The 26,864-nt window shown below is 59.9% G+C and carries 24 protein-coding genes and 1 pseudogene; 10 read left to right on the forward strand and 15 right to left on the reverse strand.

Going from position 1 to position 26,864, the window contains the following annotated elements:
- Positions 1 to 8: 8 nt before the first annotated feature.
- Together M8997_RS17515 and M8997_RS17520 are read right to left on the reverse strand one after the other, a co-directional pair.
- Positions 9 to 1,256, reverse strand: coding sequence for an efflux RND transporter periplasmic adaptor subunit (locus M8997_RS17515; RefSeq protein WP_371929597.1), 1,248 nt, complete (start codon positions 1,254 to 1,256; stop codon positions 9 to 11).
- 125 nt (positions 1,257 to 1,381) lie between these two features.
- Positions 1,382 to 1,639 carry a hypothetical protein gene (locus M8997_RS17520; RefSeq protein WP_250015506.1) on the reverse strand — a complete coding sequence of 86 codons (258 nt, stop codon included), beginning with the start codon at positions 1,637 to 1,639 and terminating at the stop codon, positions 1,382 to 1,384.
- 204 nt (positions 1,640 to 1,843) lie between these two features.
- On the opposite strand from M8997_RS17520, the gene M8997_RS17525 reads away from it, so the two are divergent.
- From M8997_RS17525 to M8997_RS17550, 6 genes are all read left to right on the forward strand, one after another.
- Positions 1,844 to 2,269, forward strand: coding sequence for a c-type cytochrome (locus tag M8997_RS17525; RefSeq protein WP_250015508.1), 426 nt, complete (start codon positions 1,844 to 1,846; stop codon positions 2,267 to 2,269).
- An 11-nt stretch (positions 2,270 to 2,280) separates the two neighbouring features.
- The gene (locus M8997_RS17530; RefSeq protein WP_250015510.1) at positions 2,281 to 2,733 is read left to right on the forward strand and encodes a (2Fe-2S)-binding protein; all 453 of its coding nucleotides are present in this window, start codon (positions 2,281 to 2,283) and stop codon (positions 2,731 to 2,733) included.
- 3 nt (positions 2,734 to 2,736) lie between these two features.
- Entirely contained in the window at positions 2,737 to 4,956 is a 2,220-nt protein-coding gene (locus tag M8997_RS17535; RefSeq protein ID WP_250015512.1) for a xanthine dehydrogenase family protein molybdopterin-binding subunit, read from the forward strand.
- A 128-nt stretch (positions 4,957 to 5,084) separates the two neighbouring features.
- Complete coding sequence (locus tag M8997_RS17540; protein WP_250015514.1) at positions 5,085 to 5,552, forward strand: (2Fe-2S)-binding protein; 468 nt, start codon at positions 5,085 to 5,087, stop codon at positions 5,550 to 5,552.
- A complete protein-coding gene (locus M8997_RS17545) occupies positions 5,549 to 6,241 on the forward strand; it encodes an Isoquinoline 1-oxidoreductase subunit (RefSeq protein ID WP_250015516.1) in 693 nt (230 codons plus the stop codon). Before M8997_RS17540 ends, M8997_RS17545 begins: the two co-directional genes overlap by 4 nt.
- Positions 6,213 to 8,474 (forward strand): molybdopterin cofactor-binding domain-containing protein, encoded by a 2,262-nt coding sequence (locus M8997_RS17550; RefSeq protein ID WP_250015519.1) that lies wholly within the window; start codon positions 6,213 to 6,215, stop codon positions 8,472 to 8,474. Before M8997_RS17545 ends, M8997_RS17550 begins: the two co-directional genes overlap by 29 nt.
- 69 nt (positions 8,475 to 8,543) lie before the next feature.
- Here the strand turns inward: M8997_RS17550 and M8997_RS17555 are convergent, their stop codons facing one another.
- From M8997_RS17555 to M8997_RS17590, 8 genes are all read right to left on the reverse strand, one after another.
- Positions 8,544 to 9,956: an HlyD family type I secretion periplasmic adaptor subunit gene (locus M8997_RS17555; protein ID WP_250015521.1), complete on the reverse strand. Its 1,413-nt coding sequence runs from the start codon at positions 9,954 to 9,956 to the stop codon at positions 8,544 to 8,546.
- Positions 9,953 to 10,585: a DedA family protein gene (locus M8997_RS17560; RefSeq protein ID WP_250015524.1), complete on the reverse strand. Its 633-nt coding sequence runs from the start codon at positions 10,583 to 10,585 to the stop codon at positions 9,953 to 9,955. The genes M8997_RS17555 and M8997_RS17560 overlap by 4 nt, the downstream gene beginning before the upstream one ends.
- 410 nt (positions 10,586 to 10,995) lie before the next feature.
- Positions 10,996 to 12,069 carry a porin gene (locus tag M8997_RS17565; protein WP_250015526.1) on the reverse strand — a complete coding sequence of 358 codons (1,074 nt, stop codon included), beginning with the start codon at positions 12,067 to 12,069 and terminating at the stop codon, positions 10,996 to 10,998.
- A gap of 551 nt (positions 12,070 to 12,620) precedes the next feature.
- Positions 12,621 to 14,252, reverse strand: a complete 1,632-nt coding sequence (locus M8997_RS17570; protein ID WP_250015528.1) for a class I SAM-dependent methyltransferase — start codon at positions 14,250 to 14,252, stop codon at positions 12,621 to 12,623.
- A 233-nt stretch (positions 14,253 to 14,485) separates the two neighbouring features.
- Positions 14,486 to 15,469 (reverse strand): AraC family transcriptional regulator, encoded by a 984-nt coding sequence (locus M8997_RS17575; RefSeq protein ID WP_250015530.1) that lies wholly within the window; start codon positions 15,467 to 15,469, stop codon positions 14,486 to 14,488.
- A 132-nt stretch (positions 15,470 to 15,601) separates the two neighbouring features.
- Positions 15,602 to 16,516 carry an SDR family oxidoreductase gene (locus M8997_RS17580; protein ID WP_250015532.1) on the reverse strand — a complete coding sequence of 305 codons (915 nt, stop codon included), beginning with the start codon at positions 16,514 to 16,516 and terminating at the stop codon, positions 15,602 to 15,604.
- Between the two features lie 136 nt (positions 16,517 to 16,652).
- Entirely contained in the window at positions 16,653 to 17,642 is a 990-nt protein-coding gene (locus tag M8997_RS17585) for an SDR family oxidoreductase (protein ID WP_250015534.1), read from the reverse strand.
- Positions 17,643 to 17,700: 58 nt separating this feature from the next.
- Entirely contained in the window at positions 17,701 to 18,171 is a 471-nt protein-coding gene (locus tag M8997_RS17590) for a DUF2147 domain-containing protein (protein ID WP_250015536.1), read from the reverse strand.
- A gap of 369 nt (positions 18,172 to 18,540) precedes the next feature.
- Between M8997_RS17590 and M8997_RS17595 the strand changes: the two genes are divergently transcribed.
- Complete coding sequence (locus tag M8997_RS17595) at positions 18,541 to 18,996, forward strand: MarR family transcriptional regulator (RefSeq protein WP_250015538.1); 456 nt, start codon at positions 18,541 to 18,543, stop codon at positions 18,994 to 18,996.
- Entirely contained in the window at positions 18,993 to 19,808 is an 816-nt protein-coding gene (locus tag M8997_RS17600; protein WP_250015540.1) for an NAD(P)-dependent oxidoreductase, read from the forward strand. Before M8997_RS17595 ends, M8997_RS17600 begins: the two co-directional genes overlap by 4 nt.
- 72 nt (positions 19,809 to 19,880) lie before the next feature.
- Here M8997_RS17600 and M8997_RS17605 read toward each other — a convergent pair whose 3' ends face one another.
- Positions 19,881 to 20,804: an AraC family transcriptional regulator gene (locus tag M8997_RS17605; RefSeq protein WP_250016034.1), complete on the reverse strand. Its 924-nt coding sequence runs from the start codon at positions 20,802 to 20,804 to the stop codon at positions 19,881 to 19,883.
- 164 nt (positions 20,805 to 20,968) lie between these two features.
- Between M8997_RS17605 and M8997_RS17610 the strand changes: the two genes are divergently transcribed.
- On the forward strand, positions 20,969 to 22,285 hold the full coding sequence (locus M8997_RS17610; RefSeq protein ID WP_371929605.1) for an MFS transporter: 1,317 nt from the start codon (positions 20,969 to 20,971) through the stop codon (positions 22,283 to 22,285).
- Between the two features lie 93 nt (positions 22,286 to 22,378).
- A complete protein-coding gene (locus M8997_RS17615) occupies positions 22,379 to 22,942 on the forward strand; it encodes a class I SAM-dependent methyltransferase (RefSeq protein ID WP_250015544.1) in 564 nt (187 codons plus the stop codon).
- 62 nt (positions 22,943 to 23,004) lie between these two features.
- Here the strand turns inward: M8997_RS17615 and M8997_RS17620 are convergent, their stop codons facing one another.
- From M8997_RS17620 to M8997_RS17635, 4 genes and pseudogenes are all read right to left on the reverse strand, one after another.
- The gene (locus M8997_RS17620; protein ID WP_250015546.1) at positions 23,005 to 23,403 is read right to left on the reverse strand and encodes a VOC family protein; all 399 of its coding nucleotides are present in this window, start codon (positions 23,401 to 23,403) and stop codon (positions 23,005 to 23,007) included.
- A 397-nt stretch (positions 23,404 to 23,800) separates the two neighbouring features.
- Positions 23,801 to 24,013, reverse strand: a pseudogene (locus tag M8997_RS17625) (transporter substrate-binding domain-containing protein); the annotation flags it as partial.
- A 159-nt stretch (positions 24,014 to 24,172) separates the two neighbouring features.
- The gene (locus tag M8997_RS17630; protein WP_250015547.1) at positions 24,173 to 25,855 is read right to left on the reverse strand and encodes a dipeptide ABC transporter ATP-binding protein; all 1,683 of its coding nucleotides are present in this window, start codon (positions 25,853 to 25,855) and stop codon (positions 24,173 to 24,175) included.
- The gene (locus M8997_RS17635) at positions 25,852 to 26,796 is read right to left on the reverse strand and encodes an acetamidase/formamidase family protein (RefSeq protein ID WP_250015548.1); all 945 of its coding nucleotides are present in this window, start codon (positions 26,794 to 26,796) and stop codon (positions 25,852 to 25,854) included. The genes M8997_RS17630 and M8997_RS17635 overlap by 4 nt, the downstream gene beginning before the upstream one ends.
- Positions 26,797 to 26,864: the final 68 nt, after the last annotated feature.

The raw sequence follows: 26,864 nt of genomic DNA on the forward strand, positions 1-26,864 counted from the left end.
GTAGAATCCTATTGAAGCGACGGAGCAGGCGATCTCGCGACGTCCTGGGCCTCGCGCGGCGGTGCAGAAGCTTGCTGCACATCTCTCAATTCCCCCGTCTGATCTTCAACGATCACATCCTTTGTGCGGACCTGCCGCCCCACTCCCGCTCGCTGAAATCCCTCGACAATGACGCGGTCGCCTTCGGCCACGCCGGCAGTGACGAGCCAGCTATTGCCGATGGTGCGATCGACAGTCAGAATTCGCTCCTCGATCTTCATCTCGCCATTGACGAACCTTGCCGTTGCCTGACCGCGGGGATTGCGGGAAACGGCGCGCTGCGGCACGAGGAAACTGTTCTCGACAGAGCCTTCTTCGATCAGCGCACGCACATACATCCCCGGCATCAGGATGCCGTCGGGATTGGGAAACTCGGCGCGCAACGAGACCATCCCTGTCGATTGCGAGACGGAAGATCCAATGAACTGCAGCTTGCCCGGAATGGGGTAGCGCGAACCATCCTCGAGCTTGAGCTCGACTGTTACAAATTCTTCGGCTGACCTGGCGTTGTTGGATGTGAGCGCCTTCAGCGCCAGGAGGCTGGCGCTCGACCGCACTAGATCGACATTGATGATATCGTGCTGGCGAATTGTCGTCAGGGGCTGCGCCTGGTTCTGGGTGACCAAGGCGCCTTGCGTGACGGTCGAACCATCGACGCGTCCACTGATCGGCGCCACGATCTTTGTGTAGGCGAGCTCGATCCGAGCCGTCTCCACCGCTGCTGTTGCCGCTGCAACGTCCGCCTCAAACTGCAGCAACTGGGTTCGCGCCTCATCAAGCTCCTGCTGGCTGACCACATTGGTGGTGCTCAGACTCTGGTAGCGATCGAACCGCGCGCGAGCGCTTGGAACCGCGCTCTCTGCCCGCTGAAGGGCCGCTTGCGCGTTTCGATAATTGGCCTCGAAGGGCGTCGGATCGAGTTCGTAGAGCACGTCGCCGGCCTCGACGAGACTGCCCTCTCTGAAAACGCGCCGCAGGATGGTACCCGTCACCCGGGGTCGGACCTCGGAGACAAGATGGGCGCTTGTCCTTCCTGGCAATTCGCGCGTGAGCGTCACGTTCCTTTGCTGCAGTGTCTGAACGCTTACTTCCGGATCTTCGGCCGGCTGCTGGGCGGCTGCCTCGATGCTGGACCCGGGCAAGGCAAGGGCGCAGCTTAGGACGAGACTCATTTGGAGCAGGACGCGTCGGTAACGTCGGATCATTCTAGACACCATGTGAAAAAGTTGTTCCAGGAGGCACACCACGCAACCGTTGCGCCATGGCGATCAACGGAACGTAGCGGGGAGTTGTCGCGCGGGTGTGCCGCAGATCGCCAAAAGTGTATCAATGTGTAATCGAGCTATGGCCGGAGAACCTGGCCAGCCTCTTTTCGGCGCTCCGCGGGTTGTTGCGACCGGACTTCCACAGTTGGACCCGCGTTCTGGGTGCGCAGTTGGCGAAGCAACCGATCGGCGCTTAGCGATTGCTGTTGGGCCAGTTGGAGCAGTTGGTGCGCTGCCCTGAGCGCGGCCTCGTCGCCCAGCTCAAGTCCATTGTCTTCACAGAAACTGGTGAGTGCTTTTTTGAGCTCGCGGAGTTCCCAAAGTCCGATCTGCATCTGCCTTCTCCAAGTCGCTTCACTGGCCGCATATTGCCATCGTGATGTCCCCTGGTTGTGCCGAAGATGTAACGATTGGTGACGACCAGATTACTGGGCGTTTCGGGTCCAAACTCGGACGATCGAAAAGATATGACGGATTTCCAAGCATAGATCGTTTCAGCGGGCATAATTATCGTGTCGCTTGAATTTGGAGGCGACACAGTGATTAGCAACATGATCCATGCCACAGCGGCGAATGCGGCCGGCCGCATCACAGCACCGGCGCTGCTTGCGATCCTCGTGCCTTTTGCCGGACTATTTTATCCGGTTTCCGGCGCTGCGCAGGAGGCGGATGGACAGCGCCTGTTCCAGCAACGTTGTGCCACCTGCCACAGCATGGAACCGGGGCAGCGCAAAATGGGTCCCCAGCTTCTCGGCATCGTCGGCCGGACCGCCGGCAGTGTCGAAGGTGCAAATTATTCCGGCGCGATGCAGTCTTCAGGCATCGTCTGGGACCGCCAGTCGCTCGACACCTTCCTTACCGCGCCGCGCCAAATGATACGCGGCACACGGATGACCGTCAGCATCCCCGATGCGGCGCAACGAGCCGCCATTATCGATTACCTCGAAAGTCAATCACCAGATTGAGGAGAACATAGATGACAGCCTTCACGATCAACGGGAACGCGGTCGATGTCACCGCCGAACCGGATACGCCGCTGCTTTGGATAATCCGCGAGCATCTGAAGCTCACCGGTACCAAGTTCGGCTGCGGAGTTGCGCAATGCGGCGCCTGCACTGTCCATATTGACGGAGAGCCGGCGCGTTCCTGCCAGACTTTCCTGGAGGACGTGGCGGGGCGGCAGGTGACCACCATCGAGGGCCTGTCCCCGAACGCCAGCCATCCGCTGCAAAGGGCCTGGATTGTCGAGCAGGTGCCGCAATGCGGCTACTGCCAGTCCGGACAGATCATGCAGGCGGCAGCACTCCTCGAGCACAATCCCGACCCCACGCGCGAACAGATTATCGCTCATATGGACGGCAATATCTGCCGTTGCGGGACCTATGTGCGCATCATCAGCGCCATTGAACGCGCCGCGCGGGAGGGCTGAGCCATGAATCGGATATTGAATCCCCAATCCCGCATACTTTCGCGGCGCAGCTTCCTGATGACGGTCGGTGGCGTCGGTATCGCAGTGGCGTTCGGAGGACTGCCCGATCTCGCCTACGGTGCGGCCATGGTCGCCGCCGCCGAAGGCAACTTCCGTCCCAACGCCTGGATCACGATCGCGGCGGATGGCACGGTCAGCATCGTCTCGCCGGCCGTCGAGATGGGTCAGGGTATTACAACGACGCTCCCGCTGCTTGTTGCCGAAGAACTGGATGCCGATTGGAACCGCGTACGGATCGTCCAGGCGCCTTCCGACGCCGAGACCTATGGCAACCCCGGATTCTACGGAATTCAGCTCACCGGCGGCAGCGAGTCGACGCGCGGCTACAATGCACTGCTTCGCTTGACCGGCGCCCAGACGCGGTTGATCCTGCTGGCCGGCGCGGCCGGCATCCTGAACGTGCCGGTAGGGGAACTCGAGACCGAGCCGCACAGGGTTGTGCATCCGTCCTCGGGCCGCTCATTGGACTACGGCGAGATCGCCGCCAGGGCGGTACTCCCTGATCCGCTGCCGCAGGCGACGGAGGCCGACCTGAAGCCAAGCGACAGGTGGCGCTATATTGGAAGCAGAGCAATCCAGCGCATCGATGTGCCCTCGAAGACCAATGGGACAGCAGTCTTCGGTATCGACGTCCAGCTTCCGAACATGCTCTACGGAGCAGTACTGCGTGCGCCGGTGCAAGGCGAGCGGCCCGAAACAATCGACGATGCCGAAGCGCGGGACGTGGCGGGCATCACCCATATCGTGCCTCTGTCTTACGGCGTCGGCATCATCGGCGAAACGGTGGAGGCGACGAAGCGCGCGAAAGACCTCCTCAGGGTTACCTGGAGCCAGACGTCACGGGTCCGCGACTACAACAGTCAAGGCCTGATCGACGAATACCGCGCTATCGGCCGCGACCTCCGGATGCAAGGAGTTCCTGCGCACACCAATGGTGACGCAGAGGCAGCGATCACCGGTGCCGCGACCGTGATCGAGGTCGATTATATGAGCGACCATGTTGCCCATGCGACCATGGAGCCGATGAATGCCACCGCACTCGTCAACGGCGATACGGTGGAAATCTGGGCGCCTACCCAGGGTCCGACGGGCACACAGGGCTTCGCGGCTGAGGTGGTCGGCACCACGCCCGACAAGGTCAAGGTGCATACAACGCTGCTCGGCGGTGGATTTGGTCGCAAGGCGGAGGCCGATTTCATCGTCGACGCCGTGTCGCTGGCGAAAGCCGTGGAGGGCCGCCCCGTCAAGATGATCTGGAGCCGCGAGGACGACCTCCAGCACGACACGTTCCGGCCACTCGAAGCACAGCATGTCCGGGTGGGGCTCGATGCGGAGGGGAATATCGTCGGCTGGCGTCATCGCATCGTAGCGGACTCGATCTTTGCACGTACGTTGCCGCCTGTCTTCGCGCAGGCAGGGGGCCACGACGATGTCGTAACCGAGGGCGCAAAGTTCAACTACGCCGTGCCAGCACATCAGATCGAATATCTAAGGCAGGACAAGGGTCTCGCAATCGGATTCTGGTTCGCGGTGGGCGTCGGCTACACGAGATTCGCGATCGAATGCGTCATTGACGAGATTGCTGCCGCCCGAGGGGTCGATCCCGTCGCATTACGGCTGGAACTGCTCAAGGACCAGCCCCGCGCACGCAAGGTGGTAGAGACTGTGGCCCGGATGGCTGAGTGGGACCGGGCGCGTGACGGCCGGGGGCTCGGCTTGGCTTACTCCGATGCCTTCGGCTCGCATTGCGCGCAGGTTGCCGAGGTTTCGCTCGATCGCGACACCGGGGCAATCCGGGTGCATAAAGTCTGGTGCGCGATCGATCCTGGTGTCGCGATCCAACCCGTCCATATCGAGGCAATGATGATCACCGGCATCACTAACGGCACCGGCCATGCGCTGTTTGAGCAGATCAACGTCGTCGGCGGTGTGGTGCAAGAGCAGAATTTCGACACGTACCGGGTAATCCGCATGTCCGAGGCGCCCGAAATAGAGGTAGCCGTGGTGCCGACGCCCGGGAGCCCTTTTGGCGGCATTGGTCAGGCAGGCCTTCCTCCCACCGGCCCGGCCATCGCCAACGCCGTGGCGCGGCTCACCGGGGGCGTGCGGCTTCGTCACTATCCGTTCACTCAGGAACGAGTGAAGGCGGCGCTGGGCACTTGACCCTTCAGGCCACGAACGGACCATGCGCGTACTCGTAGGAATGGGCAGCTTTTCTGAAGGATCGCGCGTGTTCGTCTGGAGGAGAAGAGATTACTCTCGGGCAATCGCTGAAATCCTGAGAGTTGCTCATGCCTTACACGCTTTCCGTCAATGGCCAAGATTACCGCGTCGACGATGACGGAGATACGCCGCTTCTCTGGGTGCTGCGCGACACGCTGAAGCTGACCGGCACCAAATATGGCTGTGGGATGGCGCAGTGCGGTGCATGCACCGTGCACGTCGACGGTGTTCCGGCGCGCTCTTGCACGCTGTCGCTAGAGGCGGCCTCGTCCGCAAGGATCACTACGATCGAGGCCGTAGATGGCGCCGAGGCCGGGGCGATCCAGGAGGCCTGGGTTGCGCACGACGTCCCGCAATGCGGCTTCTGTCAATCCGGGCAGATCATGAGCGCGATCGCGTTGCTTCGGACCATCCCAAAGCCCACGGACCGCGATATCGATCTGGCGATGAGCGGCAACATCTGTCGCTGCGCCACCTATAACCGGATTCGTGCCGCGATCCATGACGCAGCACTGAAATTGGGAACCGCCACATGAGCCGGCGTGCATCCGCATTCCGGACCTGGCGTCGCCGACTTAAAGTTGGCCTCTTGTCCATATTTGGTCTGATCGTGGTGGCGGGTGCGGGCGGTCTTGCTTATGCGCTGTATCCCAGAACCATGCCGCTGACGCAGCCTATCGAAACCAGACTGCACCCGGTCGAGATCGAACGCCTGCGCCTGGCCGCCGACTTCGCTGTGATCGCCGATCAGGGTGAACGTTCTGTCGCGCTATTCGAGGAAGCCGGGCGCGTTGTCCAGCACCCTCGCTGCATGAACTGCCATGCGGCAACCGATCGGCCAACGCAGACGGATACGCTGCGTCCGCATATGCCGTGGGTATCACGGGGCCCGGATGGGGGTGGCGAACCGACGCTGCGCTGTTCGACCTGCCACGGGGACACGAATTTCGAGCCATCCGGCGTGCCCGGCAATCCAGTTTGGACGCTCGCGCCTATCGAAATGGCCTGGCAAGGCAAAAGCCTTGGCGATATCTGCCGGCAGCTTCTCGATCCGGCACGGTCGCACATGACGCGCGAACAACTGCTTCATCACGTGACGGAGGACGGACTGGTCGGCTGGGCCTGGCACCCCGGCGCAGACCGCAAACCCGCACCCGGCACTCAGGAGCAGTTCGGAGAGCTGATCAAAGCCTGGCTTGAAACCGGCGCAGCGTGCCCTCAGTGAGCCGATTGCGCCCGATAGGAGAATGTCCATGACCGATACCCCCGCCGGGAACCAGCGTTTCCGGATGTCTCGCCGCCGCTTGATCCTGGGCGGATCGCTGGTCGGCGGTGCGCTGATCGTCGGCTATGCTGCCACCAATCCGATGCAGGCGCTGGGCGCCATCCTGCAGGGCGGCGGCAGCGACCCGGAGCCAAGTGCCTTCGGTCCATTCATTCGCATAACCGAGGACGGTTGGGTAACGATCGTCAGCAGGCAGCAGGAATTGGGCCAGGGTATCCATGCCGGGCTGGCTGCACTGGTCGCAGAGGAGCTCGACGCGGATTGGGACAAGATACGCGTCATCGATTCACGCAGCAATTTTCGTGCCTATGGCCCACAGGTCACAGGTGCATCTAACGGTATTGCATCCAATTGGGATCTGATGCGCAATGCCGGTGCCGCGGCACGTGCCATGTTCGTGGGCGCGGCCGCGCTTCGCTGGGGCGTTCCGAGTGGCTCGATCGACGTGCGCGACGGTATCGTGTCACACCCGGCGTCGAGCCGCACGGCCACCTTCGCCGCACTCCTTGCCGACGCATCGCGCCAGACGCCGCCGGAATCGCCGGTGCTCAAACAGCCAGGGGACTATCGCCTGATCGGTACCGACAAGGTGCGGCGCAAGGACAGCCTTCCGAAAAGCACCGGTCTCCAGGTTTACACGCAGGACATCCAACGCCCGGACATGCTCGTTGCGATGGTCGCGCATAGCCCACGCTTCGGCGGCAAGCTGTCGCGATTCGACGCGGCCGACGCGCGGAAGGTGAAGGGGGTTGTTGACGTTTTCGCGATCGAGACCGGCGTTGCGGTGGTTGCCGAAACGACCTATGCCGCCTGGCGGGGGCGCGATGCACTTCGCATCGAATGGGACGATGGCGAAGCCGAAAAACGTTCAACCGAAGAGCTTGTCGACCACTATCACGACCTGGCGGCAGGACGCGGCGATGTGGAACCGAGTACGTTCTTTTCCAAGGGCGAGAATCCAGAGATCGCGTTCAATGGCGGCGACGTCGCGGAGTTCGTCTTCGACTTTCCCTATCTCGCGCATGCGCCCATGGAGACGCTCGACTGTGTCGCCCAGGTGAATGGCTGGGACGTCGCGATTACGTCGGGAGCCCATGCTGCGACGATCGATCAGGTTCTGGGCGCGCTCGCGGCACGGACCATCCCCGGAAAGGTCGACATCGAGATTGTGCCGGCCGGCGGATCGTTTGGTCGCCGCAGCAACATGAGCTCCGACTATCTCGTCGAATGTGTACGGATCGCAAAGCGGACTGCCGGGCGCCCGGTCAAGCTGATGTGGAGCCGTGAGGATGAGATGATGTCGGGTTATTTCCGGCCAATGTCGCATCATCGTGCCTGGGTTGAAATCGGAGTTGACGGCTTCCCCACGCGTTGGCGCGTCCATAGCGTTTGTCAGGCGCTGTTTCCCATTGGGCCGAACAATCTGGCGACCGAAGGTATTACCAACTCGCCGTACTTCTCGACCGCCACAACCGTCGATGGGAAGATCTTTACCCCGGATTTCCCGGTAGTGGTCGGCCTGTGGCGCTCGGTCGGTCATTCCCATACCGCCCTGGTGATGGAGCATATCGTCGATCAACTTGCCCGGCGGGCCGGTCTCGACCCGGCAGCGTACCGGCGTGTACTCTACGAGAAGGCGGGGGATAAGCGACGGCTGGCGGTGCTTGAAGAGCTTTGCCTCAAGGCGGGTTGGGACAGTCCGATCGAGCCCGGCTGGGCGCGCGGGCTCGCCATTCACGAAGCGTTCGGCACCATCGTCGGCCAGGTCGCCGAGGTTCGGTTGGTCGATGGCCGGCCTATCGTCCGCCGCGTCGTTGCCGTTGTCGATTGCGGCATCTCCATCGCAAACGACCAGATCGCGGCGCAGATGGAGGGAGGGATCGCCTTTGGTCTCACGGCCGCTCTCTATGGCGCGGTAACCCTCAAGGACGGCATCGTCCAGGAAACCAATTTCGATCGTTATCCGATTTTGCGGATGAACGAGATGCCGGCGGTGGAAACGCATATCATCAAATCCGCCAACCGGCCGACCGGCATGGGCGAACCCGGCGTACCGCCCATCGCACCGGCGGTGGCGAATGCGATGCTGGCATTGACGGGAACTCCAACGACAAGCCTGCCGTTCCTGAGCGGCAACGCGCTCGGCAACAGCGACATATCTGCACAATCGTAGCTATTGTGCCCGGCGTAGCTGTTGTGCACGAATGCTGGAACCCCCCGGAACAGATTGACTTTCATGTCGCTAGTCTTCTCTGAACGCCCGATTGAACGTGTCGGTAATCGGGCCGGCAAGATAGTCGATGGCGCGGCGCGGTTTATGGACGATGAGAATTTCGGCCGGCATGCCGGGGTAGAGCCTGATGGATGGATTGGCGGCCAATGATCGGGCGGAGATTTCGGCGCGTGCGACGAAATAAGCCGTATCGTTTCTCTCATTGATGAGCTGGTCGGCGGCAACATAGGTGACTTTGCCGTCGAGCGGTGAGAGGGAACGCTGATTGAATGCAGTCAATCTGACCTGAACAGCCGAATCGACCGCCACGCCATCAATATCGCGCGGACTGATCATCATCTCGACGATCATCGGCTCGTTCTCAGGCACAATATCGAGAATTGCTTCTCCAGCCGCAACAACGCCGCCAGGTGTACGCAACCGGATATTGTCAACGATACCTGCTTGCGGCGATGCTATCTCAACCCGGCGCAAGACATCCTTGGCCGCAACAATCCGCTCTTCCGTATCGGCAAGCTCGATCTGGTTCGTCGTGATCTCGCCGGCAATTTCGGACTGCAAGTCGCTTTCAATGCCATGAAGAGCAAACTCCGCACCGGCTTTCGCCTGTTCTGCTACTGCCTTGTCGCCGGCATATTCACCGCGGTTTCCGGCCAGTTCGCTCAATCTTGCATCGATCTCGGTGAGCCTGGATTTCTCTGCGAACCCTTTATCGACCAGACCGGCGACAGCGGCGCGCTGTTCTGTGATCAGGGCGATCTGCCGATCGGCTGCAGCTATTTGCGCCTCTGACGCTTTCGCCTGCTCGGTATGTTGCTCGATGGTTTTCCGCTGCACGTCGATACGGCTTATCTTCTGAAAAGAGCGCTTTTCGAAGAATATCTGCTCTGCCTTCATGGCGTTCCGGACGGTAACATCATCCCCAGCACCAAAATCCTCCGGAAACTGGATCTTGGCTGCGGTGGCTTGTTCCGCATGCAGGCGGGCAAGTCTGGCAATCAAACCGACCCGGCGGCTCTGCAATGCCCGCAGGTCCGAGCGGGCCCTCGTATTGTCCAACCGGAGGAGCGGCTGCCCCGCTGTTACAACATCGCCTTCGCGCACCAGCAGGCTATCCAGAATACCACCCTCGAAATGGCTGATGGTCTTGCGCTTCGAATCGACGATCACCGTTCCAATTGCAATCGCGGCGCTGCCCAGTTCGGCTGAGTAGGCCCAGCTGAAGAACCCGCCAAACGCGATGCCGATCGTGGTTATTCCGGCGATGACAAGCCTGCGCAACGGCGACTTTTCGTCTTCCTGCTCAAGATCCGTCACCCACTCAGGGCGGACCGTGCCAAACCTGGTCGGCAGACTGCTGCCTGTTGAAGCCGTTCGCGGCGCAAGCAGTTCCACGACATGTCTGGGGCGGTCGCTTGTCATGATCGGTTTTCGGCCGCGCGCCATGCGCAACGGGCGGCAAATCGCCATCCCAGCGCAAGCAGCACCTCCACTGTGATGAGGAGAACAAGCACCTTGATCGCCAGGGCCGATGCATTCATCCCCGGAACCGCCAGCACGGCAAAGTAGCCGACGGCGACGAACAGGCCATTCCAAAGAGCGATGCCCAATATTGTTCCGCCAGCAAATCGCCGGAAGTTCGCGGGAATAAGCCCGGCGACCAACGGCGCGATCAGGCGCACGGCGGGGATGAGCTGGGAGATGAAGATCAGGCTTCGCTCACGCGCCCGGAATGATGACAAGGTGTTATCGATGCGCGCTGATGACAAACCGAGCAACCTGCCAAGCCAGTACAGCAGCCGGGTAGATCGGCTCCGCCCTGTGGCTCGAACAAGCAGGTAAAAGGCCAGCCCTCCACTAAAGCTTCCGGCGGTCGTGAAGATGATCGCATCCGGGAGTGACCAGGCGCTGTCCACGGCCGCAATGCCGATTGCGACCAGGACGCCGTAAGATGGCAGAACGGGCACGAAACGCTCCGCGAGGCCGAGCGCGAACAGGCCGAACATGCCATAAGCAGCTATCCAGTTGATGAGGCTTCCAAGCGGGTCCATGCTCAGGCCTCGCCTTTGGCTGCTTGCGCATCTGAATCGCCGATTGTTGGCAGCGCATCGGGTTCGGACATTGGTGATGCCCCCTTCTCGGATTGAGTTACGAAGTTTCGCCGCTGGCTGTGCCGGTTGGCTGGTCCCATCAAACTAATGGAAGATTCCAATGGCTAGAATGCCCGAAACCGCGATGAATTTGCCTATTCCTGCAAGCCATCTTCAAGGCCCCGGCTAGGCTCGAAAAGAACGGTGGGCCGGGCGAAGCCCACCGTTCCATGAACAATGACCTGACTGGAGATCGGATCATCATTTTCTCACGCCGCAGTCCTTCTACGGCATGAGGATGGGCCATTTCCCAATGTGGGAATCGGCTCAATATTCCGGGGCTTGGTCCCGGAATCCTGCTTCGCGTGTGCTCAGAAGTTCCTTTGGAAGCGGATGATCCCCTCGAAGGCATCGTCTCCGTTGCCGTCGAAATCGTTCCGATCCTGGCGTTCGCCACCGAAAGACGTATAGCTGATTTCCGGCGTGATCATGAAGCCGGGAACCAGTTCATAGGCGACGTTGGCGGCAGCATTGAATGTACCGTCCTCTTCATAGGCGCCCTGCACGTTGAAAGTTGCCTTCTCGGAAAGTTTGGCCGCAAGACCGCCCCACACGGCATAGTCGCCGTGCCATGCACCGAAATAGTTGTTCTCAAACTCATCGCCATTGGACTTGTAGCCGCCCATGACCCAAGCCGAGATTGTATCGGTGAAGCTCACATCCAAACGGACCTTGCCGGCCCATTCTTCGGAAACCGAATCATACCCGGCAACACCGGAGACTTTGCCCCAGGCCTGTTCGTATCGCGCACCGACAACAATGTGAGGCATGTAGTCATCGATGCGGTAGTCGACATCGCCGTAACCCTGGTCAGCCTCCATGCCCTGTTCTGCACCGATCATCGCTGAGAAACCGTTGCCACCAGCCCAGGTATAGCTGATCTGATTGGTCACATACTGACCCGCCAGGATGACGTCATCGTTTATGATGTCGCCCATATAGCCAGTCCATGCCATGAACTGCGAGTCAGTGGCACCGACACGGAAGCCACCGAGTTCGATGAAGCCGTTGTTCAACTCGACAGATTCGTCGTCATTGCCGTTGTTGAAATTGAACCGTAGCTCGACATAGGAACGCAACGTGCCGAGTTCCGTTTCGTTGCGTGCGTCAACACGAAGGGAAACACGCGAGCGCTGGGAATAAGTGTCACGCTCTTCGCCATTATACGCACTGTCACCGGCACGCGCGTCGTAACGCATGTAACCGCTGATCTTCAGGCAGGTCTCCGAACCTGGAATGTAGAAGAAGCCAGCACCATAGGTGTCGCAAACGCGGACATATTCCGCCGGTTCCGGTTCCGCAACGATAACTGCATCTGCGGCACGAGCGCCCGATACCACGACAAGCGCGGCAGCGGAGCCCATTAGCAAGCTCTTAATGTTCATCATAAATCTCCAATGATGTTCTGTTTACGCCATGAATAAGCTCGCAATATTCAACAGTGTCAAAGCTATTTTTTGCACCCACAGCTCTTCACTTTCACCGCGTTGCAGTTCAGCAACAGCCAATCCAATGGCAATCTGGTATAGCAATAACTAATTGTTTTTACACGATTTTTATAGTTGTCATTTGAACACGACTTCGCATTTCGACAAGAACAGGCTCGAATAATCTTTAGCCGACTGCATTAATAACGCGCGGCTTCGTCAAAGATTATTCTGCGAGCTGTTCTCGCCCATTATGTTTTGATAGCGACATGGCTTCTCGAACCCTGCCGTCATGTTTAACGCTGTTGTGATCTACTGCAGACTGTGCTCCTCAGCTCTCGATGCATTTCATTGTCTGACGCATCAGAAACGGCTGGAACTAACCTAAACCAAGGTTGTCCCACAGTTGTCCCGGCGAATGATTGAATTGTAGCCAAATGTGCCAGAATGGGTCCCCGGTTACACATTGTTGCGCCGCTGCCGTAACAGACCGCGCCCTGCCTTTGCCGTCATGAGAGGCGCATAGCTTCTCCGACCATTCGTGGAGCTCCCGCGCCACCGTCCATCGCTCCTCGCATGGCGATTTCGCCGCTTAAGGAAGGCTCGACGATCTGCAGGGCTTCCAGCAGCGGCAGCTCGAACTTTAGAAATTTGCTGGCCGCGATCCCGATCTGCTTGAGGTTTTCATCCTTGGATTCAATCCTGCTGCCTTCATTCAGCAAGCGTTCGCCAATTCTGTCCAGAAAGTCCCAGACATAATCAGCCAATAGATCGGGACTGACCCGCCCTTCGTTCCAGGCGCGAATAAATAGTTGCGTCATGTGCGGCATCGCGATCCCGCCGCCGGTCACCGGTGACGCCATGTGATGCAGATCCATGCCGACGAGGGCGCGTTCCAGGATATGCCTGTTCAAAGCCCTGCATTGCTCTATTACCTTTTGGGAGGGTTGCTGTGCTGGACCCATGAACCCTGCACCGGTGAGAACCGTCAGCACTTCAACGACGTCTTTGGGTTCAAGCCGTTGAAGTTTCGGATGCCTCAATAGTTCATCGACGCGCTTTGGCCTATATCCGTCATCGGACAAGGCCTCGATGACAGGATCATATTTTTCGGTCGGCAGTTCCACTTCCCCGCGACCGCACGGGATCTTCTTTGGAATATCGGCTATTGGCTTCAACAGGACGAAGACCTGCGCGTGCCACGCATCGCGATGTTCTGAGTCCGACAGTTTCCGAGGTCCCTTGATGAAGATGTCGCTTCTGAACCGTCTGTTCAGCAGATAGTCGCGCACCGTCTCCCGCATGATCGGATGGCCGATTTGCGCGACGAGCTTGCGGCCCGTTTCGCTGAGCCTGAGCGCATCGACGCCGCTCAAAAGACTGGCAGATCCAACGAAGGAGAGCTTGGCGTCCTCAAGGCTGCGGACCATGTCGGAAAAATGCCCCAGATGCCAGTCGGCGTTCAGAAATTCATGTGCCAGATAGTTGCGGCCTTGCTTCATCAGATGTTCGAGATGCTGTCCAGCGACAGGATTCTCCTGAAAATAGATGGAACCGGCCTTCGCGATGTCTGCGGAGAACTTGAGCGCACCTTCGATCATTCCCACAGGTCCCGACATTCTGCCGTCGCCATAGTCCTGATAGAGGGACAACAGCTCCCGGATGGGAATAACCGGGGCCCACCCGGGCAGGCAGTTGTAGCTTATGTAGGCAATTCCGCCCGGGCGAAGCTTCCGCCTGATAATATCCACGATGATTTTTCGGTTCGCTTCAGAAATCCAGCTCCAGATGCCGTGAAGCGCGATGATATCAAAGTCTGGAAGATCGTTCCGGCTCGACAGCTCTTCGAAGGAGTCATCGAACAGATGAAGGTCGGCGCCGGAAGCTGCGGCGAGCCTGCGGGCCTCGACCGTCTGGGTGGGGTTGAAATCAGTTCCCCAATAGGATCCAGCGGATCCCGCCGCATGCATGTTGATTGAGACGCCTTGTCCGAAACCAAGTTCGAGATAGATCGGCTTCTCGCGCAGCTGCGGCTCAGCCGCTTGGCCGAGACAGGCAAGGCGCAGCATTGCCGAGTTCATTTCCGAGTAGTAACCATAGGAATAGTTCAGATCAGTATAGTACCCGTAGGACCATGCCATCGGTGAGACTCCACGACGCGTTCAGGGCTGGGCCCCGCCGTCCGTTGTTGCTGGATTGAAGGCGATATCGGTATCGCCGCGCGCCGGGACCGGCGGGACCTCAATATCTGTCCCGACACGGTCCGCTTGGCATTTTCATATCAATAGGGTCAGGTAAGCTGGAGCTCCATGCCTGAACGCGCGAAAAACTTGCCCATTCCTGCGTTGATCGCTTAATCGACAAGCGACCTCAGTCAGGCTGTGATCGCGCCAGAGCCGGCAACGGTATCGCGCCGGTTCGTCATGGCTGGTCTGACCTCCGCGTCTACCTTGTGCCCACGCCCATACTGGCGAGGCGAGCAGCCCATGACGCGTTTGAAGGCCGTGCTGAACGCGCTTTCCGATTCATAGCCGAGCGAAGCGGCTATCGCCGAGACGGGATCACTTGAATTTTCGAGCCTGTCGGAGGCGAGCAGCATCCGCCACCGCGCCACATATTGCATTGGCGGCTCGCCCACCCGCTCCCTGAACCTGAGCGCGAATGTCGAACGCGACATTCCGGCTATCTCGCCCAGCTCTTGCAGCGTCCATTGATATGCCGGATCGGCATGGATCGCCTTGATCGCGGCGCCGAGTTGTCCGTCCGCCAGAGAAAAGAACCAGCCGACGCGCTCGCCGCCATCCGTGTCGAGATGTATACGCAGAGCCTGCATCAGCATCAGGTGGGCCAGGTGCTGCACGACAAGAGCGTTCCCCGGCTGCTGTTCGCGCAGTTCCTTCATCATCTGTTCGACCGACCAACGCAGGGTTGCCTGTTCGGGCTGCTGGCGAATATGGACGATCGGCGGAAGCAGTCCCAGCAGCATGTCGGCGTGATTGCCCTTCACGCCGAAACGGCTTCCAATGAGAAACAGGCCGCCGCCGCCGTTAAGCGTGACGACACCACCCCTTCGCGCCACCGGAAATATCTCAGCGGCCCCGACCGCTGGTCCATTGATGCTGCTGCCAAGACGGAAGCGGCGACCCGTCGGCAGCACGAAGCAATCGCCGGCCTCAAGCCGCACTGCATCACTGACTCCGTCGACGGTGAGCCAGCAGCCACCCGACATGACAGCATAGCATTTGATGAGCTTGTGCTGATCGCCGAACTGAACAGCCCATTCGCCGCCGGCGTCGAAACCGGACGATACATAGGCATGGGGTTTCAGCAGCGAAAGGACGTCGGACAGCGGATCCATGGGCTCATCCCGGACGATTGCAAAGATAACCCGATCATACAGGGCAGATCGCCTGTCGCAACTCGGCACTTTGCGCCTTAAACTAACCAGCCTCAACGTGTGCGGGAGTTGGGCGCAGCGCGGGCCCCGGTCTCACACGAATGTCACGTTCGTCAATTTAAGAGACGCGTCCCAGAGGCGTGCCGCCACTGAGGAATCGAGCGCCGCCTTTGGCGGCGTCTCCTCGGTCGGATAGCCGCGCGTCCCACTCAACCTGTCAGGCCCATAATAGGCGCCGTCGCGCGCCGCCGGGTCGGTCGCTGCATAGAGCGTCGGTAGCGCGCCCTGCCACACGGGCTGGAACAGAAATGGCAGGAAGCGGCGCGCCATCCCAGCCGCGCTCCACCGGCCCGCTCCGTTCGGAAGCAGGTCGGTGCGGGTGACGCCCGGATGGGCGGCGAGGCTCTCGATGCCCCATCCGGACGCCTTGCTGCGCCGGCTCAATTCCAGGGCGAACATGACGCAGGCAAGCTTCGACTGGCTGTAGACCGGTCCCGGCTCATAGCCGCGCTCTGCCTGCAGGTCATCGAAGTTGATCGCGCCTTGTCGCGCTGCAATGCTGCCGAGGGTCACGACCCGGGGGTTCTGCGCTTTCTTCAGGAGCGGCAGCAGATGCGCCGTGAGCGCGAAATGGCCGAGATAATTGGTGCCGAACTGCAACTCGAAGCCGTCACTGGTCTCACGACGCTTCGGCGGCGTCATGACGCCGGCATTGTTGATCAGGAGATCGAGGCTGTCCTGCTCGCGCGCCAGTTGCGCGGCGAATTCGGCGATCGACGCGAGGTTGGCGAGATCCACCTTGCCAAACCGCACTTGCCCGTCGGGTACGGTTTGTCTGATCGCGGCCACCGCTTCAGCACCCTTCTGGGGATTGCGCCCGGCGATCACGACATTCGCTCCGGCCCCAACCAGGGCAAGTGCGTCCTCGTAGCCTAATCCCCCAGTGCCGGTCACGACAGCCGTGCGACCCTGTTGCGATGGAATATTCTTGCTCGTCCACTTGGTCATTTAGGAGATCCACGTCTTTCCAAAAGTTTAGCGAGGCTATGAGTGACGAATGTCGCGACGCGCCCGCTTTTGCCCTCCTAATAGAAACGCCGGCGCTCCACCTCCATGTCCAAACCAACAATAAACATGCCTATTCCTACATTACTTCAGTTGGCACGATATCCAAAGGAGGGGAAATATCCGTCCTGCCATGCCGGATCCGGGACCGCACCGCATCCGTGCCCAACCCGGTCAGTTGCAGCGAAATCTCCCAGAGGCGAGCCGCGACGGTAGTGTCCAGCGCCTGGCTAGGAGGCTTCTCCTCGATTGGATAGCCCCGGGTTCCAGCCAGCCGGTCAGGTCCGTAATAGTGGCCGGCCTGCGCCGCCGGATCGGTCGCAGCAAAGAGTGTTGGCAAGGCGCCCTGCCATGCGGGCTGATAGAGAAACCATAAATAGCGCCGCGCAAATCCAGGCAGGCTCGACCAGCCCGGACCGTTCGGAATGAGGTCCGTGCGCGAGATGCCGGGATGCGCCGCCAAGCTATCGATGCCCCATCCTTCAGCCTTGCTGCGTCGGTTCAGTTCGAAGGCGAACATGATGCAGGCCAGTTTCGACTGGCTGTAGACTTGCATCGGCTTGTAACCGCGTTCGGCTTGCAGGTCTTCAAAGTTCATGGTTCCCCATCGTGCTGCCACACTGCCCAAAGTCACCACGCGGGGCCTTTGCCCCCGCTTCAGGAGCGGCAGCAAATGCATGGTAAGGGCGAAATGACCAAGATAATTGGTCCCCAACTGCAACTCGAAGCCATCACTGGTCTCGCGCCACGTTGGCGTTCTCATGACTCCTGCATTGTTCACCAAAAGGTCGATACTGTCCTGCTCCCGTCCGATCTGCGTGGCGAATTCCGCGATCGAAGCGAGATTTGCGAGATCGACCTTGCCGAACCGCACCTGTGCGCCGGGGACGGTTTCCCTGATTGCGTCCACGGCTTTCGCGCCCTTGCCGGGATTGCGCCCGGCGATCACCACATCAGCGCCGGCTCGCGCCAATGCCAGCGCAGTCTCGAAGCCTAGCCCGCCCGTACCGGTGACGACCGCTGAGCGGCCTAGCTGCAATGGAATGTCCCCGGATGTCCATTTCGTCATCTCATCATCCTTGTCTTCCGCCTGCTCGCACAGGCTAACGCCGGCGCGTCATGGGGCTTCACTGCGCGCGGCGAAGCACCATGGTTCGGCCAAGTATGGCGGTGCCCATATAGGCGCGAAGTTCGAGTTTTCCGCTCACCAGCGTGGCTCGAGCGGAGTGCGTCTGGCCAGTTGCCCCGCTGTAGAAACTTCCGTCTTCCCAGCGACCGTCAGCGGCGTCCCATTTGAGGTTCGTCACGAGAACGGCTCGCTCCAGGGAACGGCTCCTGAGGTTCGGGTCCGGATTGAGCGTGTCCTTCTTGAAGGTCTTGTCGTCAGCCTCCATCAGAAGTTTTCCGTAGAGGACCCGGGCCGCATAACTTCCTCCGGCGTCAAACATCTCGAGTTTGATGTTGCCGTCTTCGGATTCCCAGACGCCGACGATCTGATCCGGTGAAGAAGCCTGTGCGAATGCACCTCCAGCCGAAAGGCCTATCACGCCCGCCAGGAGCGTTGCGGCCAGCATGGGCCCGGTTACTGATTTCAACATTCTACGTTCCTTTTGCCGGTTAGGTGGATGTCACGTCGAGAGTCGTGCCGCCCTGAGTTCGATGGCTGCCCAATCCCAAATCAGCGCGGCCTTGGATCCGGCCGGGACGATTGCCGGACATTGTGCTGCGGAAATTACACGGCGGCTGCCGAGCGACGAATGCCAAGAACCGCAAATTTCCTGCCCGATCCTGCAGCTGAATAGGGGCCTTGCCCGCCCGCGCAGCAGTTTGTGAAGAGCGTGGGCCTCAATCCGCCCGCTGATGCGCTCTCCTATTCCAGCCCGCGATCAGAGCAAGGCGCAGCCCTTGACATTTGTTTGGTACCTTGCATATTTGCTAGGTAGCTAGCAACATTGGAGTATGCATCGGTGATCGGGAAAGACACAGATCGTGACATCATTGGAGCTTGGGCCAAGCGATGTTACTTCGCCGGTCGGGCGGTCATGGATTCAGCCTTGCGTCCTTACGATCTCGGCTCCGTGCAGTGGTACGTGCTCCACCAGCTCGCAACGGCAGGGCCGACCATGCAGCGTGATCTCGTGCGGTTGCTCGCGATCGAACGCGCGACAATGACTGGCATCGTTGCAACGCTTGTACGCAAGGGGTTGATCGAGCAGGAGCCAGACAAGGTTGATCAGCGCCAGAAGCTTCTACGCATCACCGCCACCGGAACGAAGCTATGGGGCGAGCTACCTGATTTGTCCTTCATTCGCGCAGCCGCGTTCGACGGCATCGACGATGCCGACATTGCGATCGCGATCCGAGTTCTCCAGAGCGCGACTGATCGGCTCGAAACCATTCTGCAGAAAGGAACCCATCCATGACAGTGCTGATAACCGGCGCAACGGGGCTCGTCGGAGCCCGTCTTCTTCCGCGCCTCGTCGAAGCAGGGCTGACCTGCCGCGCGCTCATGCGCAACAGCAAGAAGGCACCCGCCGGCGTGGAAGCGGTGGAAGCCGATCTCCTCGATCCCGTTTCGCTCATGCCGGCAATGGAGGGCGTTTCGGCGATCATCCATCTCGCAGCGGTTTTCCGTACGCCCGACACCGATCTCATTTGGAAGAGCAATCTCGAAGGCACGTGCAATCTCATCGCGGCGGCGAAGGCGCGTGCGCCCGAGGCGCGTTTCATCATGGCAAGCACGTCCAATATCTATCACGCGGACAGCCCGCATCCTGGCCGCGAGGACGATGCGGCGAACCCGCAACAGGCCTATCCCGCCAGCAAACTGGCTGCCGAGAACGCATTGCGCAATAGCGGGCTGAACTGGGCCATCCAGCGGTTTGGCTTCGTCTATGGCGACAATGACGGACATCTCCAGGAACTGCCCCGACTTGTCGCCAATTACAAAATGCATCCTGCCCAGAGAATGAGCCTGGTACATCACCGCGATATCGCCACGGCCATCAACATCGCCCTGACCGGGGCGATGGATGGGCGTATCGTCAACATCGCCGATGAGGCCCCGACTTCGATCTACGAACTCGTCACCCTGGTCGGCGGCACAATGGAACCGTCGGCGACGCCGCTCGGAAATCCTTGGCACCTCCACATGGATGTCTCGCTTGCTCGCAGCCTCGGTTTTCAACCGATCGTCAGAACCGTTCATCAGGCTGCGCGGCAAAATCTGATGTGATTGGCTTCGTATCGTATTCTAAAAGACCGCTCCGAGCCGAAGTGACACGGAGCGGCCTCCTGCAGAACGCGTTCAGGCGGAACGGGCCTTGCGGCTGGCATACTGGCTGTACATCCGCTGGTGGTTCAGCGCGTCCTGCTTCGGAGCCACGCCGAACATTCGGGAATATTCTCGGCTGAACTGCGACGGACTTTCGTAACCGACCTTGTAGGCGGTCTCCTCGACACTCGCCGCGTCCGCAACCATGATGCGCCGCGCCTCCAGCAGGCGCAGCTGCTTCTGGAACTGAAGCGGCGTCACCGAAGTCAGTTGCTTGAAGTGCTGATGGAACGAGGACGGGCTCATGCGCGCAACTTCGGCAAGTTGCTCCACCCGCAGGGATTGGGTGAAGTTGGCCCGCAGGAAATAGATGGCTTTGGCAACCCGCATGAAATTCGATTCCGGCACCGCGAGACTGCATAGTTCGGCGCCGTGCGGGCCCGTGAGAAGCCAGTAGCAGATCTCGCGCATGACAGATGGATAGAGGATCGGGATTGCCTTCGGCGTTTGCGACATCCGTATCAGCCGCAGCACGCATTCCGCCAATGGTTCATCGACCGTTCCGACGAACACGCATGCACCGGGAGTGGCAGGCGGAGCCGGAGGCGTCTCCAACTGCTCCAGCACCTCGCGCAGCATCGAAACGTCCAGATCTATGGTGACGCCAATATAGGGCAGCTGCGGGCTTGCATCGACGACCCGACCACTCGCCGGCATTTCCATGCTGACGACCAGACATTCCATGGCGCCGTAGCGAAGCGTGTCCTCACCAAAGTGGATTTCCTTTGCTCCCTGGACGACGACACACAGCGACGGACGGTAGATCATCCGCATCGGCATCCGCTGCTCGTATGAACGGGTGATGTTGACGCTGTCGATCTGTGTCGGGAACAGGCCCTCACCGCCGCCCTGGCTTTCGATATAAGCGGTTACTCCGCCAAGGAGCGATGACGACACGCGAACCTCCGACTGCGTTCGAGGCCAGCGCATCACTTGCCCTGCCATAGGCAACATATCGCGGCCTGTAGGAATAGGCAAATTTCTTGCTGTATCGGGCATTTTGGTCATTGAAGACTTCCTCTAGCTTGATGATGCCAATCACAGCCAGGGAAGCGTCAAACATGACAGAAATTGCCGCGTCGTCAATAGACAGTCGAGACGTGCCGACCACTATGTCTACTGCCGACGGCGATGAATATGTCCAGGGGCGACGGGTCGTTGTGCTGCTTGTCGCACTGTTTCTTGTCAGCGTTACGTCGCAGGTCGATCGGATGCTTCCTTTCGTCCTGGCCGAGTCAATCAAGAAGGATCTAAACCTGAGCGATACGCAGGTGGGCTTGCTGACAGGCATCGCCTTTGCGGTGTGCTATACGCTCTTGTCGATGCCGCTCGCCCGTGCTGCCGATCGAGGCTCGCCGCGCTTCGTCCTGATCCTGTGCATCGTGCTCTGGACCGCGATGACGGCGCTCGGCGGGCTCGCCATGAGTTTCTTGTTCCTCGCTTTTACACGCTTCGGCGTCGCCTTTGGCGAGGCCGGCGGCACGCCCTCCAGCCACGCGATCATTGCTCGCAAAGTCGCGCCCGAGCGCCGCGGCCTGGCACTGGGCATTTTCTCCATGGGCATTCCGCTCGGCACCATGGTGGGCTTCGGAGCAGGCGGTGCGATCGGCGACGCCCTCGGCTGGCGCACAGCACTCGTCGGCGCCGGCGCCCTTGGGCTGCTGATCGCCCTGCTGGCGCTCATCGTCATAGGACCGACCCCGCCGCTCAGGCGCCCGGCGGCCAATAGCGAGCCCTTCCTGCGGGCGAGCCTGCAATTGCTTTCCTCCCCGGCATTCCGTTGGCTGTTCATCGGGTCGATCGCACTCGGTTTCGCTGCGGCTCCGTTCTATGCATTTGCCGTTCCCTTTCTCATCCGCACCCACGGCTTCAGCGCCAGCGAGGCCGGACTGGCGTTCGGGCTGCTGCAAGGCCTGATGGGGATAGTCGGGACGCTGGTGGGCGGGCGCTTGTTCGATCGCGCGGTGCACTCCGGTACCGGCCGGGTCCTTGGGCCGCCCGCCATCCTCTTCATGATCGCAAGCTTGACGACGTCTGCCGCTTTGTTCGCGCCGGTCGGCTGGCTTTCCATCCTCCTCTTCGTACCCGGCATGCTCTCCTTCGCGTTTCTGCTGCCCTGGTGCTTCGGCGCCGCACATATGGTGGCCGGCAAGGGCAAGGAGGCGATGGCGACGAGCCTCGCAATGGTCGGCTCCGGCCTTCTCGGCCCAGCACTCGGTCCCCTGATCGTTGGAATCATCAGCGACTCCGCGACAGCAGCGCAAGTGCCGAACGGTCTTGGGATCGGTTTGCTCATCGTCCCGATGGCGAGCATCCTGACCGGAATCGCCATGCTGATTGCAAACCAGCGGATTGCTGCCGTGTTCGGCAATAAATGATGGCCACGGCCGCAATAGAAAGATCACTCCATGCAAGATCCAACACCTGACAGCTACGCCCCAACAGCCGCGTCCATGCCTCATTGCCAGCGCATGACGGAAACTGCCGGCTTCTTCCGGGCGTGGCTTAAAAACCCGATGCGCGTCGCCGCCATTGCGCCATCATCGAGCACGCTTGCCAAGCTGATTACCTCCGAAATCTCTCATGATACTGGGCCGGTAATTGAATTGGGCCCTGGAACCGGCGCGTTCACGCGTGCCCTGATCGCTCGGGGCGTCAGGCAGGAAGACCTCGCCCTGGTCGAGTTCGGGTCCGAATTCGCCGCCGCACTCGAACTCCATTATCCGCGAGCACGCATGCTCCAGATGGACGCCGCCCGCCTGAGGACCATCGATATCTTCGGCGGGAGGCCGGCCGGCGCCGTCGTCAGCGGACTGCCCTTGCTGTCAATGCCGCCCCGGAAGGTGATGGCGATTTTGACAGGCGCGTTCCGCAAGATGACGCCGGACGGCGCCTTCTATCAATTCACCTATGGCCCCCGTTGCCCGGTTCCACGCAGATTGCTTGATCATCTCGGCCTCGAGGCGGTGCGGATCGGCGGTACGCTGGCCAACCTTCCGCCCGCGGCGGTTTACAGGATCAGGCGCAGACATTGAGCTCGCGGTGCGAGAACCCAACATTCTCGGGCTCTGTTGCAAGCCAATCGCGTATGCCAGGCTTAGCGCGATCCGAACCGCGCTTTTGCAGCATCGGTAAAAGGCATAAACAGGCTGACGGCGGAGCCTTCGGGATCGCGGACCTGGAATGTGCGATTGCCCCAGGGCAAAAGCTTGGGCTCATGCACTATATCAGCCTTATCTTTGAGCCTTTCGAACGCAGCGTCGATGTCGTCGACCATGAATTCGAGGATCGCGGTGCGGTTAGCGCACGGCTCCGAACTCCCCGGGCTGAACAGTGCCACTGTCTCCGCACTGCCGATTGCCAAGGTGCCACCAGCGGTGACAATTTCGGCGAACTGCGGCGCGAGCCAGGTGGCAGCTGTTTCTGTCATCATCTCATAGAACGCCACCATGGCTTTGATATCGGCGGCGATGAGACGGACGGACGCGAATTTCATGATTTTTCCTTTGATATCGCCGGAGCGTTGATGACAGCTTGTGCATGGCCCGCTTGTAGCGCAATCAAGTTGCCACCATGATGTCAGCAGGTGTCACACGGCCAGCGACATGATGGCCGCTCCCCTCAGCACGCTTGCCGGCGGGAAGCAGCAGTCATCCTCACCGATCAAAAGTCGCTCGACATCCCGCCATCAGGCCGATGAACCCGATGACGCTCACGCGCGCTCCCAACTGATAGCCGGTCAGGATTCCGCAACTTCGATTGCCTATGGCGTGGGATACGAAAGCCCGAACCAGTTCCGTCGGGAAGATGCCGGCCTGTTTGGACGGATGTGTTGCAAATATCGGTTAGGAGGAAGCTCCGCTTACCGCCGGACGCAATTATGCAGTGAGTTCGTCCCAATCTTGCGCAACTATGGTGCACGTCGATTTCATTTCCGCACACAGCGCATTGGCAATGTCGACGTCGAACCCCTCGAGCGTACCATCGGCTTTAAGGGAATTGAATGGCGGGTAAGCACCCTCGGTTGCGATGCGGATCTCCTGAGCGCCAGCACATGATGCAAAAGCGACAGCGGCCAAAGCAGTTACCAATATTCGTTTCTTCATGTTCCATCCTCTTTTGGTGAAGCATCTTGTGCTTCCTCGCCAGCGTAGCGAAAGTCGCGGACTTGCCCAGAGATTTTTCAGATTTGTCCTGCTCCTCAGTCCGACTACCGGCGAGCGAAGGGTATCGCGCGGTTCTTAGACTCAAGGTCCAGGGTAAGATCAGATTATCTTGCGGGCACGCGGGTCGGGAATGGGCACGGCTGCCATCAACGCGCGGGTGTATTCGTCCTTTGGCGTTTCGAAAACCTCGCGCCGCTTGCCCGTCTCAACTATCCGGCCCGCTCTCATGACGACGACATTATGCGACATGCGCTCAATCACGGCCATGTCATGCGAGATGAAGAGGTAGGCCAATCCCATCGTTTCCTGCAATTCGAGCATCAGATCGAGAACGCGAGCCCGCACCGATACATCGAGCGCGGCCACGCTTTCGTCTGCAATGATGAGCTTTGGCTCCAGGGCAAGGGCGCGCGCAATGCAGATACGCTGGCGTTGACCACCGGAAAATTCGTGCGGATAGCGGCTGGCGGCATCAGCCTGCAGGCCGACACGGCGGAGCAGTTCAGCGATGCGATCCTCTCGCTCGCTCTTGTTGGCGAGACCATGAATAATCAAAGGTTCCGCTATCGCAGCACCGACAGCCATACGCGGGTCCAGCGACGCGTATGGATCCTGAAAGATCATCTGCGCGGAGCGGCGGATGGGCTGCATCTGGCGCGCGCTCAGGCCGCCAATATGCTTTCCATCGATCACCACATCGCCGGTGAATGGGATCAGGCCGAGTACGGCCTTGCCGGTCGTCGATTTGCCTGAGCCGCTTTCTCCAACAAGGCCAAGCGTTTCGCCTGGACGAAGCTCGAATGATACGTCTGTAACAGCGGACACTGGTGGCTTGCCCTTGAATAGCCAACGCGTCGGAGTCCCATAAGTAACGTTAAGATTGCGTACAAGGAGGATTGGCGAACGGTCTGGCACTTCCCCGTGTGCAACATCAGAACCGACGCGAGGTGGTCCGTCCGTCCCGGCATGGGCGCCAAGGTGAGGAACGGCGGCAAGCAGTTGTCTCGTGTACAGCTCCGTCGGACGTTCGAACACCGTCAGGGCACTGCCTTGCTCAATGATCCGTCCGTTCTGCATGATTGCAACGCGGTCAGCCATCTCGGCGACCACACCCATATCATGGGTAATCAGAATGATCGACGCCCCGAATTCCCGCTTCAATTCCCGCATCAATTTGAGGATCTGCGCCTGTACAGTGACATCGAGCGCTGTCGTCGGCTCGTCGGCAATCAGGACCTTTGGTCTGCATGAAAGAGCCATCGCGATCATGACCCGTTGGCGCATGCCACCGGAGAGTTCATGCGGATATTGCTTCAGGCGGCGGCCCGGCTCGGTGATATGAACCGCGTCGAGCATTTGCCGTGCTATCGTTTCAGCCTTGTCGCCCTCGGTCCCCTGATGCTCACGGATCGCTTCGGTAAGTTGCGCTCCGATTGAAAGCACAGGATTGAGCGACGTCATCGGCTCCTGAAAAACCATGGCGACATCGCCGCCGCGTATGCTCCTCATCGCGTGGTTTGAAAGGTTGGTCAATTCGCGGTCGGCAAGTTTGATGCTGCCCGAGGCGATTTGGAGCGAGGCCTTGGGCAGCAATTGCATGATCGACAGCGATGTTACGGATTTGCCGGAGCCGGATTCTCCGGCAATACACAATGTCTCGCCGAGAATGAGATCAAAACTGACGTCCTGAAGAACATGCCGTCGACCTTCCGGCGTGCGGGCGTCCACACACAGATCACGTACTGACAGGATTGGCACAGGTACTGGTGCAACAGGTTTCACGCGAACACGATCCTCGGGAAGTAGAACGAAACCACCCAGTTGGGCGCGTCAACGATTTCGCTGATCCGCAGATCGCCGCAGGCCGAGCAGAGCAGATAGGCGTCGATCGGGTTCAGATCGTGCTCGGCACCCAGCAGATCGATCATACGCATCAGGCTTTCGCGGGCCCCTGTCATAAGATCAGGTCCAATACCTGTCGTCACCTCATAGCCCGCACCATCAAGATGGCGGGTGACAGGCTCTGTCGTCGTAAACCGTGGACTTTTCAACCTGGCGTCCTTGACGAGTTCGATAGTGGCCTCGACTTCCATTTGGCTTTCGATGGCCGTTCCGCAAACTTCGCCATCGCCCTGCGCCGCATGCGTGTCGCCAATCGAAAACAGCGCGCCTTCGACTTCCACTGGAAGATAAAGCGTTACGCCGGCCGTCAGATCTCGGATATCGAGATTGCCACCAACCTGCCGCGGTGGCACCACCGAGTGCAATCCAGGTTCGGCGGGAGCAACGCCGATAGTGCCGGCAAAGGGCTTCAGGGGAACGCGCCCACCCGGACCATAAAGCGCCGGTGTCATGGCGACAGGGTCATACGTCCACATATGCAAAGCTGGTTCCTCAAACTGATCTGCAAGCAGGCCGAATCCTGGAATATTAGCGGTCCAGCCGAGACCTGAAGGAACGAAGCGGCGAAGTGTAACCTTTAGCGCATCACCTGGTACGGCTCCCTCCACGTAGACTGGACCCGTAACGGGATTGATCTTGCCGAAGTCGAGATTGGCAAGCGTTTCAAGCGTTGCACCCTTGCCGAGTTGTCCACCGGAGGAGTCCAGACATTCAAAATGGATTGTCTCGCCGGCCTTGGCGACAAGAGCAGGCTCGAAGTCGCGGTTCCAACCGAAATGATGTCTCGCGCGATGGATGGTGTGGGTGCAGGCAACGCACATGGCAGTTCTCCAGATGATTGAGTCTCAATCCCCGGACCTTTTCCGCCCGGGGATCACGCGAAATGCGA

It is taken from the genome of Phyllobacterium sp. 21LDTY02-6, from assembly GCF_023554255.2.
Lineage (GTDB): Bacteria > Pseudomonadota > Alphaproteobacteria > Rhizobiales > Rhizobiaceae > Phyllobacterium.